Here is a 12,459-nt window from a genome sequence, read left to right as displayed (position 1 = left end):
CTATGATACCATTTTTTCAAAAATTTTCAAGGGAAAAGAGCAAATTTTCTGAATTTTCTATCTAGATACTTTACAATATCAAATAGATTAGAAAGTTTATACGTATTTTTATTTTTTTAATAGAAAAAAGGTTGAGACAAACTTGTCTTCAACCTTTCATGTTAAATAATTACTAATTAAAGTGAGTTAACGTCAACCTTGATACCAACACCTTGAGTAGTTGTGATTGTCAAGCTTGTTACGTAAGTTCCTTTAGCAGTAGCTGGTTTAGCTTTTTGGATTGTTTCGTTGAATGCTTTGAAGTTTTCAACCAACTTGTCAGCTTCAAATGAAACTTTACCGATGATGGCTTGTACGATACCTGCACGGTCTGCACGGTAAGTGATTTTACCACCTTTAGACTCTTCAACTGCTTTAGCAACATCCATTGTTACAGTACCAGTTTTAGGGTTTGGCATCAAGTTACGTGGTCCAAGGACACGTCCAAGACGCCCAACAAGAGCCATCATATCAGGTGTAGCGATAACTACGTCGAAGTCCAACCAACCGTCGTTGATTTTAGCAACAAGGTCGTCTTCACCAACGAAGTCTGCACCAGCAGCTTTAGCTTCTTCAGCTTTTGCACCACGTGCAAATACAAGAACGCGAGCTGTTTTACCAGTACCGTTTGGCAATACCATTGCTCCACGGATTTGTTGGTCAGCTTTTTTAACGTCGATGTTCAAGTTATAAGCAACTTCTACAGTTGCATCAAATTTTGCGAAGTTAGTTTCTTTTGCAAGAGCTACAGCTTCTTCTACGCTGTATGCTTTTGTGCTGTCGATCTTCTCAAGAGCAGCACGAAGTTGTTTGCTTTTTTTAGCCATTTTCTATTCTCCTTGTAAGTGGTTCAATCGATTTTCATCTCCCACGTCACTTCTCGAAATGATGAAGTCTTGCGGGTTATATAGGGATGTTATTGATTAGTCAACAACAGTGAATCCCATAGAACGAGCAGTACCTTCGATCATACGCATTGCAGACTCAATGTTTGCAGCGTTCAAATCTGGCATCTTAGTTTCTGCAATTTCTTGTACTTGTGCACGAGTAACTGTAGCAACTTTAGTTTTGTTAGGTGTACCTGATCCTTTTTCAACACCTGCAGCTTTTTTCAAAAGAACAGCAGCTGGTGGTGTTTTTGTAACGAAAGTAAATGATTTATCTTCGTATACTGAGATAACAACTGGAATGATCATACCAGCTTGGTCAGCAGTACGAGCGTTGAACTCTTTTGTGAATCCCATGATGTTGATACCAGCTTGACCAAGAGCAGGTCCAACCGGTGGAGCTGGTGTAGCTTTACCAGCAGGGATTTGCAATTTTACAAGTTTTTCGACTTTTTTAGCCATTTTTAAATCCTCCTTTGTGGTTTTGGCGGTAATTAGAGATTTTTACCTCCCACAAGTATGCTTTACGCATACCCATCTATTATACACTATTTTTTAAAAAATGCAAGAGAAATTTTTATTTTTGATATTTCTTTTTGTTACACTTTTTTGGTGAAATCAATCTTCAGAATCTTCTATCACGATGGAGGGAATTCATTCGCTCAAAGTCAGTACAAAACTCACTCCATTTTCAGTAGTACCACTTTCCACAAATCCAAGAGACTCAAAACATCTTCTAGAGATACGATTGAAAGTATAGATTTCTTGAACTTTCAATTGTTTCCAACCCTTTTGACGAGCTAGATCAATCAAAGTCTTCAATACCTTGCGTCCAAGTCCCTGATGTTGATAAGTTGGATTGCCAATCACAATAGGAAGATTCTCCTGAGATAAGGTTACATCCCCAATTGGAAGCCACTCTCCCTTTTCTCGAAACTCAATCCAGAACAAATCCCCGTGTCTTTCTAAATAGGAATACATGGCATTTAATTTTTCCGGACTATAAGGTATTCTAATACCGTCTACAAGTTCCACCAAATCCATATCTTGATACCAGGCCAAAGCTGCATCATGATGATCTGCTAAAAAATAGGGAACTAGACGCAAGGAATTATCTATCTGAATGATTTTTGTCATCATTTTCTAATCCTAATACTAGCTCCGCTGCTTGGTTAAATCCATCACACCAGTTATACCATTTTGCTTCATACTCATCTTGAGATAAGATATGATCTTTTAAATCCAGAACAGAGTATATCTTTCTTTTCTCACAAGCTTGCGCATAGAGATGATATAGTTCATCACCTCCATCTCTATCCCACTCAGCAGAAATCGTATTCTGGCCTATCAATAAAGCCTGATAAGCCCTGTGATGCCCGTCTGTAATCAACAAATAATCTCCAAATGTAAGAACACTGATTGGATTAATATTGTGCTTTTCTACCGATTGATAAAGCATCTGGATATCTTGTAATTTCTTTTCTGATAAGTATAGTTGACTCGGATGAAGATCTTTTATGTTGACTTCCATTTCTTCCTCCTCAAGAAGGGTTAATGCCTACTTCTGCTTTCCTTTGAAGCGCCATTGAAAACGCAGTTTATCATAGAAAGGAAACTCCATAAACAAAACTCCTAGGCCTACACAAAGGCTGGCAATCACATCTGATGGGTAGTGAACTCCTAGATAAATTCTTGATACCAATACACTGACGATGTATAAACTTAGCAAGATTTGAACGATTTTTCTCCAGACTGTATTCTTAATCCTTTGGCTCAAAATCACAATCAAAGTTCCAACCATAATCGTTACTGCCAGAGAATGTCCACTTGGAAAAGAAAAACCTTTTTCTTCTACCAAGTGTAGAATTTCTGGTCGTGGTCTTTGGTAGATATTTTTAAAAGTTACGATTAAGATTCCAGCTAAAGTCAAATTCCCCAGCATGAGATAACTTTCCATCTTCCATTGCTTTCGATAAAATATAAAAGCTACAATTAAAACCCAGCTAATAATGACTGGGATGTCAATTAAGTGCGTAATTGCCCGAAAAAGAAGCGTTAAGGTCTCAGGCAAATCACCTCTAATGGCAGTCTGAATTGGCTGATCAAAACCGACCAGCATTTCTGGATAAAATTTGACAATATAGCCAATAATCATAAAAAGTAAAAGGGCAAAAGAACCCTTCATCATAAATGTTTGTTTATCTTTCATAGTATTTTAAAGTTGGTTTCAAAAGGACAAACAACAACCAGAAAGAGATGGCAAATATAATACCTTCAATCAGATTAAAAGGCAAGACCATAGTCATCAAGTAGTTGCTCAATCCTAAGATTTTCTCAATATCAAAATTAGCAAACTTAGCGTACAAAGGAACAGCATAAACATAGTTTAGAACTAGCATAGCTAGAGTTAAACCAAGTGTACCAGCTAGTGAAGCTAGGACGAAACGCATGGTTGTTCGCTCTTTTTTCCAAATCAAACCAAAAGCAAGTACAAAGACTCCCAAGGCAACAATATTCATCGGTAAACCAATATAGGTACTAACCCCTTGATTGTTCAGAAGGATTTTCAACAAGGACCGAAGGAAAAGCACTCCAAAAGCTGCTGGTAAATCCAAGACTACCAAGCCCACAAGGACCGGTAAAATACTGAACTCAATCCTCAAAAATGATGCCGCTGGCAAAAGCGGAAAGTCAAAGTACATCAACACAAATGAAAGTGCTGATAAAATTGCAATGGTCGAAAGTCGACGTGTGTTTGTCATAACAGGTTCCTCCAATTTTCTATAAAATCAGAAGAAGTTGGAAAGGATTCCTCTATCTATCCTTTATTTTTATATTCCAAAAGTTCCCCCTCACTCTTTTTTAGCAAGCGGTTACAATTTACCTATAAAAAATCAATTAGAATAGACAAAGCCATTCTTTCGTCTTCTCCCATCCAGACTATACTGTCGGTTGTGGAATCTCACCACATCAGCTTGCGCTCGCGGACTTATTTGGCTAAGATATTTTAGATTTATCTAGACGTCGCAGTCGAAGATAATACTTAAAGTATATCGAGACAAGACAACAAAGAGAAAGCTAAAATAGCTAGTCAAATTCACCGCCGGTCGGGAATTACACCCAGCCCTGAAGACCCCTTTATGATAACAAAAAAAGCTTGCAAGCGCAAGCATTTTATCTAAGTGTTTATTTCAACTTATCTGTTTCGTAAGTGTGAACCAGTTCGAGACCCGCAAAGTTTTGTTGACGAAGTGCTTCATAGACAATCATACAAACTGTATTTGAAACATTGAGACTACGAACATGCTCATCATTCATGGGAATGCGGAGAGCTTTTTCTGGATGCTCACGCATAAATTCCTCAGGCAAGCCCTTATCTTCTCTCCCAAAAAGAAAATAATGATCTCCTTCTGTCGTGAAATCTGCATCTGAATAGACTTTTTCTGCAAACTTGGAAATCAAGTAGAGCTGACCATCCATTTTTTCCATAAAATCAGCCAAGCTATCATAAAAATGAATCTCAAGCTTGTCCCAATAATCTAGACCTGCTCGCTTCATCTTACGGTCATCGATAGGAAAGCCCATCGGTTTAATAATATGAAGGGGCGCATTCGTTGCTGCGCAGGTACGAGCAATATTACCCGTATTTTGTGGAATTTGGGGTTCAAATAATACAATGTGATTTGCCATGCCTTGTTTCCTCTCACTAGTGCAAAAAAATAGCCACACTGCCCGGAGTCAAGCTCAGCAAACAGCGTGGTTAAGGCATCGTTAACTTACCTCACAACAGGTTTGAAGTAAATCAGCGAAACTACTGTTTTAGTATATCACTTTCAGCTTGATTGTCAATAGAAATGACTTGTTTTTTTCAATTTTTTTACAAACATATTTACATTAGTTAAAAATGCTTCTGTATTCATTAGAATTAGACGAAAATAGCTGATTTATATCTTAAATTTTGAACAAGTAAGATTATCAATGGGACAATTTTCCTCCCTAATAATGAAAAGAGTCGGTTGCCGAGTGCATTTTATTCTAAAAAAGAGTATGATAGATACATATTGAAAAAGTAGGTTATATAACATGAAGATTATTCTTGTCGGAGGGGGGAAAGTTGGTTCTGCCCTTTGTCGTTCACTTGTCGCTGACAATCATGATGTTGTCTTAATTGAACAGAACGAAACAGTTCTTAATTACATGACAAGCCGTTTTGATATTATTGGAATTGCAGGTAATGGGGCTGACTTTGCCATGCTAGAAGCTGCCAATGTTCAAGACTGCGATATTTTCATCGCTATGACTCAATATGACGAGGTCAATATGGTATCTGCTGTCTTAGCTAAAAAGATGGGGGCTAAAGAAACCATCGTCCGTGTCCGCAATCCTGAGTATTCCAACCCTTACTTTAAAGAAAAAAATATTCTCGGATTTTCTCTCATTGTCAATCCAGAACTCCTAGCGGCTCGTGCTATTGCTAACATCATCGACTTCCCAAATGCTCTTTCTGTTGAGCGTTTTGTAGGTGGCTTGGTTAGTTTGATGGAATTTGTTGTCCGTAAGGATAGCAATATCTGTCAGATGTCTATCGCAGACTTCCGGAAAAAGTTTGGTAATGTGATTGTCTGTGCTATTGAGCGCGATCATAAACTGATGATCCCTAGTGGCGACCTTATTTTAGAAGATAAAGACCGTATCTTTGTAACAGGTCACCGTGTCGATATGATGCTTTTTCATAACTATGTCAAATCTCGTGTCGTTAAGAGTTTACTCATTATCGGAGCCGGAAAAATCGCCTACTACCTTGTTGGTATTTTGAAAGATAGCCGTATTGATACCAAGGTCATTGAACTCAATCCAGATCGCGCAGCATTTTTCAGTCAAAAATATCCAAAACTCTACATTGTACAGGGGGACGGAACTGCAAAAGATATTCTCCTAGAAGAAAGTGCCCAACACTACGATGCGGTCGCAACCCTTACTGGAGTTGACGAAGAAAACATTATTACATCTATGTTCTTGGATAGTGTTGGTGTTCAGAAAAACATCACTAAGGTCAATCGAACTAGTCTCCTAGAGATTATCCATGCACCTGAGTTTTCTAGTATCATCACACCAAAAACTATCGCTGTTGATACGATTATGCACTTTATCCATGGTCGTGCCAATGCCCAATATTCAGATCTTCAAGCGATGCACCACCTAGCAAATGGACAGGTTGAAACTCTTCAATTCCTTATCAAGGAAGCTAACAAGATGACTGGTAAACCTTTGTCTCAATTGAAACTCAAAAAAGATATTTTAATTGCTGCTATTATCCGCAATGGAAAAACAATCTTCCCAACTGGTGAAGATAGCCTTCAAGTCGGTGATAAGTTAGTTGTCATCACACTACTATCAAATATCACCAAGATCTATGATCTGTTAGAGAGGTAAGCTATGAATAGAAGTATGGTACGATTTCTTCTTGCAAAGCTACTCTTGATCGAGGCTGGTCTACTCTTAGTTCCAGTTAGCATTGCTATTTATTATCGAGAATCGAGTCAAGTTTTTACAGCTCTTTTCTCTACCATCGGAATCCTTGTTGTTCTAGGTCTTCTGGGAATTATCAGTAAGCCTAAAAAACAGCGAATCTATGCAAAAGAAGGGGTCTTAATTGTAGCTCTCTGTTGGATTCTCTGGTCATTCTTTGGTGCCCTTCCCTTTGTCTTTTCAGGACAAATTCCCAATATGATAGACGCCTTCTTTGAGATTAGTTCTGGCTTCACAACAACGGGAGCAACCATCTTAAATGACGTTTCTGTCTTAAGCCGTTCGCTTCTATTTTGGAGGAGTTTTACTCACCTTATCGGAGGGATGGGGGTGCTGGTTTTTGCCCTAGCTATTATGGACAATGCTAAAAATAGTCACCTAGAAGTTATGAAGGCTGAGGTTCCAGGACCAGTATTTGGCAAGGTTGTATCTAAGCTAAAAAATACAGCTCAAATCCTTTATATCCTCTACCTTGCTATGTTCGCCCTTTTTGTGGTTATTTATTACCTTGCTGGAATGCCACTCTACGATAGTTTTGTTATCGCTATGGGTACTGCTGGTACTGGTGGCTTTACTGTTTATAATGACGGAATTGCCCACTATCACAGTTCTCTCATTACCTATCTGACAAGTATCGGGGTTTTGATGTTTGGTGTCAATTTCAACCTCTACTACTATCTCATGCTCCGTCGTATTAAGGAATTCTTTTTTGATGAAGAACTCCGAGCCTATCTCTTGATTGTAGCCATATCAACTGGCTTAATCACGCTTAACACACTCCACCTCTATAGCGGCGTTTCACAAAGCTTTGAGATGGCCTTCTTCCAAGTATCTAACATCATTACCACTACCGGCTTTGGATATGGAGATATCACGAACTGGCCTTTGTTCTCTCAATATATCTTGCTAATGCTGATGGCAATCGGTGGTTCTGCTGGCTCCACTGCAGGTGGTCTCAAGGTTATTCGCGGAGTCATCCTCTCTAAAATCGCTAAAAATCAAGTCTTGTCTACCATATCACCTCACCGTGTGTTAACCCTTCAGGTTAATCAAACGGTTATTGATAAGGATACTCAGCACAAGATTCTGAAGTACTTTGTGGTTTACATCATGATTCTACTCAGTTTGATTTTCATCGTCAGTTTAGATACCAATAATTTAATGGTTGTTACGAGTGCTGTTTTCAGTTGTTTTAACAATATCGGTCCTATTTTAGGAACAACTGCAAGTTTCTCAATTTTTAGTCCATTTTCAAAACTTCTACTATCTTTTGCAATGATTGCAGGACGTCTTGAAATCTATCCAATCATACTACTCTTTATGAAGCGCACTTGGTCTAAACGTTAGAACACCCTATCTCCCCTCTTCAAGGAACCCTTGAAGGGGGATTTTTTAGTTTCAAAAGACAAGACAGCCCTAAAAATCGACAATTGGGAATTTAAGGACTTTTCTCTCCTATCTTTTAGCTATAATAAGAAAAAAATATAGGGGATACTTTATGGAAAAAGTCATAAAATCAATTCGACTACTCTTGTTCTTTGCCTTAATCCAACTGGCACTTTGTAGTTGTATCTTTTGGTCTGGAACCTCTCTGGCCCTCAAACAATCCTGTTTTTATTTTCTACTGGCTTTATTGGGCTTATCTGGGTCTTGTGCCTTTATGCATTATTTATCTAGTCACAACCTGAAAAGAGATAGACTGATTGACAGGAGTCGCTTTATCTTTTTATTTTATAGTATGATGATTGTGGTCAACCTCTGCGGGGTTGGGCTGGTTCTATCAGAGACTATCGTTACTGTCAACTTACTTCAAAAAGAAGCTGTAGAACTCATCCTCCCCTCCTTCTTTTTTCTCTTTGGAGTTGACCTTATTACCTTTCTCCCCTTGAAAAAATGGAGAAGGTTACAAAAAAATTCCAGTAGCAAGGAAGTGAGATTTTCCATCATCATCATTTCCATTTTAATCTTCCTACGTAATCCAATCACCATTTTATCGATTGCTTTTTATATTGGTCTTGGTGCTCTATTTCTCAGTTTTTTATTCCCCAAAAATTTGAGACAGGAGGTATCATTCTACAGTCATTTGATTCGGGATATTCTATTTGTCGTCTGTACATTCCTCTTATGGTAACAAATAGAATCCTTGCAATAATTATGTTATAATTAATAAAAATTTTTTAGGAGATACATCAATGAACTTTTTTAAAGATTTTCGTAAGCGACTCGCTTGGTTTGGGATTTTATTAGTAGCTATCTTTCTATCTCAGACTCCTATGCTAACTCTAGCTATACTAACTAAAATTCAGTTTAATCCAATCTGGTCAACAATTCTTGTGTCCCTTATTTCGATTCTTGTACTTGCTATCTTTTTATACGGAGCCCATAAGAGCAAGTTGCTGGATTTAAAATCTAAACTTTTCACCGTTAACGATGTTCCTCGCATTGTCTTTAGCTACCTAGCTATTTATGTTGGAAATCTTGTAGGTGGAATCTGGTTACAACTCGTGAAGCAAACAACAACTTCTAATCAACAAGTAATTAACAACCTTATCTCTGAAAGTTCTCTGATTAGCAGTTTCTTCCTCATCGTTTTAATCGCACCTATTTGTGAAGAAATCATCTGTCGCGGGATTATTCCTACCAAACTCTTCCAAGGCTACGAAAAGTTTGGATATGTTATTGGTTGGCTAATCTTCCTCCTTGCACATATGCCTTCTAATCTCCCTTCCTTCTTGATTTATGGTTGGATGTCTACTGTCCTCACTTGGACTGCTTATCGTACTAGACGTTTGGAAATGTCTATCTCGGTCCATATGCTACTTAATAGTATCAGCTTCATCTTACTTGCACTCTTCATAATTTTTATGAAAAATTTCGGTATGTAATACCCAATTATCCATTCCTTTAGGCTGGATCAATCGTCCTGGTCTAAGGGATTTTTTTGTTTCAAGCAGCACTTTATCTCGGAAAAATTCATTTTTTCTACCATCTTAAAAAATTTTAAAAATATTTTTATGCATAAATTTTATAAAGTTTAAAAATGGATATCTATACTGAAGTTATTTACCGATTAGCGACCTAAAAGACCTCCTAAACTCCGTCCCTCACCAGGGCAGAGTTTAGGAATTTTGTTAAAACCAGCCTACAAGAAAAGCCAAGAAGATATTTTTCTTGGCCTTTTTCAATAGATTTAAGGTTCCAAAGCAAGTACTTTTTTACTACAACACTGAGTTTTACAAATCGATTTTATTTGCCAAACGCAGTTAGTAAGACAGGTAGCTAGACCACTTCCTTTCTGTTACGACGGCAAAGCCCACGAATCAATACCATTCGTGGGCTTTGCCTAGTGAAGCGTTTAGGTAAACCGTCTTAGTGGATAGTGTTTATTAGATTACGACACTTAGTTTTACAAATCGATTCCATTTGTAAAACTAAGTTAGTGAGGCAGTTAGGCAAGTCTTATAGGACTTGCCGTAGTCTACTTAGATTGCTTTGCAATCAAGTAGACTTACTGAATCACATCTTTTCCTCTAACTCTACATCCGGATACTTATCTGCAAACCAACGGAGGGCAAAGTCGTTTTCAAAGAGGAAAACAGGCTGGTCAAAGCGGTCTTTGGCAAGGATGTTTCGGCTTGAAGACATACGCTCATCCAGATCTTCAGGTTTGATCCAGCGAACCGTCTTTTTACCCATTGGGCTCATAACCACTTCTGCATTGTACTCATTTTCCATACGATGTTTGAAGACTTCAAACTGCAATTGACCAACGGCACCCAACATATATTCACCTGTTTGGTAGTTGGTATAAAGCTGAATAGCTCCTTCTTGCACCAATTGCTCAATTCCCTTGTGGAAAGATTTTTGCTTCATAACGTTCTTAGCAGAAACTTTCATGAAGATTTCAGGGGTAAAGGTTGGCAGTGGTTCAAATTCAAATTTGTTTTTCCCAACTGTCAAAGTATCTCCCACCTGATAAGTACCAGTATCGTAAACCCCGATGATATCTCCAGCTACGGCATTAGTGACATTCTCACGACTTTCTGCCATAAACTGAGTAACATTTGACAGCTTAGCTCCCTTACCAGTACGAGGGAGATTGACACTCATACCACGCTCGAATTCACCCGATACGATTCGAACAAAGGCGATACGGTCACGGTGACGAGGGTCCATGTTGGCTTGGATTTTAAAGACAAAGCCTGAGAAATCCTTGTCGTAAGGATCAACAATTTCTCCATCTGTTTTCTTGTGACCGTGTGGTTCTGGAGCAAACTTGAGGAAGGTTTCTAAGAAAGTCTGCACACCAAAATTAGTAAGGGCTGATCCAAAGAATACCGGAGTCAATTCACCCGCAAGGATGGCTTCTTCTGAGAATTCATTTCCAGCTTCTTGCAAGAGTTCGATGTCATCCTTGACTTGCTCGTAGAAGGTGTTGCTAGCAAATAGCTTGTCCCCATCTTCCAGACTAGCAAAGCGTTCATCCCCTTTGTAAAGTTCCAAGCGTTTATTGTAAAGGTCATAGAGTCCCTCAAAAGCTTTCCCCATCCCAATCGGCCAGTTCATCGGATAGCTAGCGATGCCCAGGACTTCTTCCAATTCTTGCAAGAGGTCTAGTGGCTCACGGCCATCACGGTCAAGCTTGTTCATAAAAGTGAAGACTGGAATACCACGATGTTTGACAACCTCAAACAATTTCTTGGTCTGGGCTTCGATACCCTTGGCAGAGTCCACAACCATGACAGCCGCATCCACCGCCATCAAGGTACGGTAAGTATCTTCTGAGAAGTCCTCGTGCCCTGGTGTATCTAGGATATTGACACGTTTGCCATCGTAGTCAAACTGCATGACAGATGAGGTTACCGAAATCCCACGTTGTTTCTCGATATCCATCCAGTCAGACTTAGCAAAGTTTCCTGTTTTCTTCCCTTTTACAGTACCTGCCTCACGAATCTCTCCCCCAAAGTAAAGCAATTGCTCAGTGATAGTCGTTTTACCAGCGTCCGGGTGAGAGATGATGGCAAAGGTACGGCGTTTTTTAATTTCTTCTTGAATACTCATAACTTCTCTTTCTTTTTACTTTTTTTTGAATTATTTGAATTTCTAATCGCTCTTTGTTACATTGGACTCTAAAATTCCTTTCAACACTCCATTATATCGGATTTTAGACAGTTTTTCAATTGCCTACACAAGAAAAAGCAGGTCTCTATAGTAGACTTGCTTTTAAATAACAGATATTGCAATTTGTGTTTTGTGATTGGTCGACTCAAATTCAATATCTTCTTTTAGCTTACAATCGATATCATAAAAGAGTTGATTCTAGTGACATTTTCTTTTGCCAACGTTTCTTAAACAAGATATCAAAGAGTACCAAGGCTGAAGAAAGAATGATTGAAACCAACAGATATTTTATCCAAATAGGAGCATCTGGGATAAAAGGCGTGGTATTCAAAAGCCCATAGTTTCCACCTGTCACTTGATTGACTCCAACTAGAAAAAGATTAAGAACAAAAGTGTAGACGATGATTCGATACTTTTTAAGCAGGGTCTTATCGTAGTGGTTCATGAGATAGACAAGTGAATTTACCAGGAGAGCATAGTGTCCAATCAGGAATGAAAAACTGGTAATATGTGGGAAATCATAAGGATCAAAAACCGGATAACCCAAGGCAAATACTGCTCCACTAGCTCCCATAAGGGCAAAATACTGCTTGGTTTTCCATTTATCTGGCAAGAAAACTACTGCAAACATGGCCAAGCGGCAATGGTATAAAGGTAGACTATTTGAAAATGAAATGCTAAAACCAATATACCAAGTGTAAAGAGCTAGCAGTTGCGCTATTTGAATCCACTTAAACAATCGAACAAATTTGGGATTTTTGTAATAAGTAAGAGATCCATAAATAGACAAGGCAAGAAGGCCTATCATGACACCGTACCAAAAAATCGGAATAGGCGGTGGTGTGGTTTGGGTTCTTGTAATAAAATGATGCATAAGATCTCC

The 12,459-nt window shown here is 38.5% G+C and carries 13 protein-coding genes and 1 riboswitch; of the genes, 4 read left to right on the top strand and 9 right to left on the bottom strand.

The window, feature by feature from the left end; genetic code table 11:
* Positions 1 to 176: 176 nt before the first annotated feature.
* The 7 genes from rplA to QM460_RS05065 all read right to left on the bottom strand — a co-directional run bounded on the left by rplA (position 177) and on the right by QM460_RS05065 (position 4,616).
* A complete protein-coding gene (gene rplA / locus QM460_RS05095; RefSeq protein WP_001085672.1) occupies positions 177 to 866 on the bottom strand; it encodes a 50S ribosomal protein L1 in 690 nt (229 codons plus the stop codon).
* A gap of 96 nt (positions 867 to 962) precedes the next feature.
* A complete protein-coding gene (gene rplK, locus QM460_RS05090; protein ID WP_001085808.1) occupies positions 963 to 1,388 on the bottom strand; it encodes a 50S ribosomal protein L11 in 426 nt (141 codons plus the stop codon).
* A gap of 192 nt (positions 1,389 to 1,580) precedes the next feature.
* Positions 1,581 to 2,063 carry a GNAT family N-acetyltransferase gene (locus QM460_RS05085; protein ID WP_414289428.1) on the bottom strand — a complete coding sequence of 161 codons (483 nt, stop codon included), beginning with the start codon at positions 2,061 to 2,063 and terminating at the stop codon, positions 1,581 to 1,583.
* Positions 2,038 to 2,457 (bottom strand): ParB N-terminal domain-containing protein, encoded by a 420-nt coding sequence (locus QM460_RS05080; protein ID WP_414289427.1) that lies wholly within the window; start codon positions 2,455 to 2,457, stop codon positions 2,038 to 2,040. The genes QM460_RS05085 and QM460_RS05080 overlap by 26 nt, the downstream gene beginning before the upstream one ends.
* Positions 2,458 to 2,484: 27 nt before the next feature.
* Complete coding sequence (locus QM460_RS05075; protein WP_373114927.1) at positions 2,485 to 3,135, bottom strand: phosphatase PAP2 family protein; 651 nt, start codon at positions 3,133 to 3,135, stop codon at positions 2,485 to 2,487.
* Entirely contained in the window at positions 3,125 to 3,688 is a 564-nt protein-coding gene (locus QM460_RS05070; RefSeq protein WP_000185852.1) for an ECF transporter S component, read from the bottom strand. The genes QM460_RS05075 and QM460_RS05070 overlap by 11 nt, the downstream gene beginning before the upstream one ends.
* 157 nt (positions 3,689 to 3,845) lie before the next feature.
* A riboswitch (FMN riboswitch) is annotated at positions 3,846 to 4,064 on the bottom strand.
* A 48-nt stretch (positions 4,065 to 4,112) separates the two neighbouring features.
* Entirely contained in the window at positions 4,113 to 4,616 is a 504-nt protein-coding gene (locus tag QM460_RS05065; RefSeq protein WP_045763706.1) for a tRNA (cytidine(34)-2'-O)-methyltransferase, read from the bottom strand.
* 393 nt (positions 4,617 to 5,009) lie between these two features.
* Here QM460_RS05065 and trkA point away from each other — a divergent pair, with 393 nt between their 5' ends.
* From trkA to QM460_RS05045, 4 genes are all read left to right on the top strand, one after another.
* Complete coding sequence (trkA, locus tag QM460_RS05060; RefSeq protein ID WP_049527343.1) at positions 5,010 to 6,359, top strand: Trk system potassium transporter TrkA; 1,350 nt, start codon at positions 5,010 to 5,012, stop codon at positions 6,357 to 6,359.
* A 3-nt stretch (positions 6,360 to 6,362) separates the two neighbouring features.
* On the top strand, positions 6,363 to 7,802 hold the full coding sequence (locus QM460_RS05055) for a TrkH family potassium uptake protein (protein WP_248034659.1): 1,440 nt from the start codon (positions 6,363 to 6,365) through the stop codon (positions 7,800 to 7,802).
* 151 nt (positions 7,803 to 7,953) lie between these two features.
* Positions 7,954 to 8,586, top strand: a complete 633-nt coding sequence (locus QM460_RS05050; RefSeq protein WP_414289426.1) for a hypothetical protein — start codon at positions 7,954 to 7,956, stop codon at positions 8,584 to 8,586.
* Positions 8,587 to 8,647: 61 nt separating this feature from the next.
* Positions 8,648 to 9,340 carry a lysostaphin resistance A-like protein gene (locus tag QM460_RS05045; RefSeq protein WP_414289425.1) on the top strand — a complete coding sequence of 231 codons (693 nt, stop codon included), beginning with the start codon at positions 8,648 to 8,650 and terminating at the stop codon, positions 9,338 to 9,340.
* A gap of 631 nt (positions 9,341 to 9,971) precedes the next feature.
* Here the strand turns inward: QM460_RS05045 and QM460_RS05040 are convergent.
* The gene (locus QM460_RS05040) at positions 9,972 to 11,516 is read right to left on the bottom strand and encodes a peptide chain release factor 3 (protein WP_414289424.1); all 1,545 of its coding nucleotides are present in this window, start codon (positions 11,514 to 11,516) and stop codon (positions 9,972 to 9,974) included.
* Positions 11,517 to 11,757: 241 nt separating this feature from the next.
* Entirely contained in the window at positions 11,758 to 12,450 is a 693-nt protein-coding gene (locus QM460_RS05035; RefSeq protein WP_414289423.1) for a TIGR02206 family membrane protein, read from the bottom strand.
* Positions 12,451 to 12,459 lie beyond the last annotated feature (9 nt).

The sequence above is a fragment of the Streptococcus infantis genome, from assembly GCF_047464415.1.
Taxonomy (GTDB): Bacteria; Bacillota; Bacilli; order Lactobacillales; family Streptococcaceae; genus Streptococcus; species Streptococcus infantis_AE.
Note: the sequence above shows the minus strand (reverse complement) of the source record. Positions and strands in the feature narration are given on the sequence as shown.